The organism is Oleiphilus sp. HI0117 (assembly GCF_001635235.1).
The window spans coordinates 1-1,103 of sequence record NZ_LWGA01001489.1 but is presented as its reverse complement, the minus strand read 5'-3'; the positions used below and the strand labels follow the sequence as shown (position 1 = coordinate 1,103).

General features: G+C 44.4%; 3 protein-coding genes. All 3 read right to left on the bottom strand.

Annotated features, from left to right (window positions below; translation table 11 throughout):
- Nucleotides 1-659, bottom strand: a 659-nt coding sequence (rplB, locus tag A3757_RS24675; protein ID WP_068740473.1) for a 50S ribosomal protein L2, incomplete at its 3' end; no start/stop codon positions are given.
- 15 nt (nucleotides 660-674) lie between these two features.
- Complete coding sequence (rplW, locus tag A3757_RS24670) at nucleotides 675-968, bottom strand: 50S ribosomal protein L23 (RefSeq protein ID WP_068508512.1); 294 nt, start codon at nucleotides 966-968, stop codon at nucleotides 675-677.
- Nucleotides 965-1,103: 50S ribosomal protein L4 (gene rplD / locus A3757_RS24665; RefSeq protein WP_082872194.1), on the bottom strand; the 139-nt coding region annotated here is incomplete at its 5' end. The genes rplD and rplW, both read right to left, overlap by 4 nt.

Below are 1,103 nucleotides of genomic sequence, written 5' to 3'. Positions count from 1 at the left end.
ACCGTTGGTCGAATACCGCGCCAACGTGATGCACCCGCTTTACCTAATTGCCGTAGGCTGTGCTCACTGTTTGAAACCTCACCCAAAGTAGCTCGACATTCAACAAGAACCTTACGCATTTCACCAGAACGCAAACGAAGAGTTGCATAAGCACCTTCTCTTGCTACTAGCTGCGCAGAAGTACCTGCACTACGAGCGATTTGAGCGCCTTTACCAGGCTTCAATTCAACACAGTGGATAACACTACCCACAGGAATATTTCGAATAGGTAAGGTACTGCCTACTTTAATAGGAGCATCTTCACCCGAACGAATCTCTTGACCGACTTCAACACCTTTAGGAGCAATAATGTAACGACGCTCGCCATCCATATATTTCAGCAATGCGATGTGCGCTGAACGATTTGGATCGTGCTCGATACGCTCAACAACAGCTGGAATGCCGTCTTTTGTGCGCTTGAAGTCAACAACACGATAGTGCTGCTTATGACCGCCACCCTTGTGACGAACAGTAATACGACCGTTGTTATTACGACCGCCATTTTTAGATTTCTTTTCAACTAACGGCGCATAAGGACGACCCTTGTATAAATGAGGGTGTACTACCTTAACGACATGACGACGGCCGGCAGATGTTGGTTTGGTTTTTACGACTGGCATAATTCGACCTCTACCTTATTCCACGTCCATGAAATCGATATCCTGACCTTCTGCCAATTTGACATAAGCCTTACGAATATCTTTGCGCTTACCAAGACCGTTCTTAGTGAACTTAGTCTTGCCTTTAATATTTACAGTTTGAACTGCTTCAACTGTAACATTGAAAAGTTTCTCAACAGCCTTCTTGATTTCTGGCTTGCTAGCATCCGCAGCAACCTTAAAACAAACCTGGTTGTTCTCTGCTGCCATAGAAGCTTTTTCAGAAATATGAGGACCTAAAAGAACCTTATAGATACGTTGTTCATTCATCCCAACATCTCCTCAATCTTTTTAAGAGCAGAAACTGTGACAACCACCTTATCGAAACCAACAAGGCTTACAGGGTCAACACTTTCCGCATCACGCACATCCACTTTAGGGATATTGCGAGACGCCAAATATAAG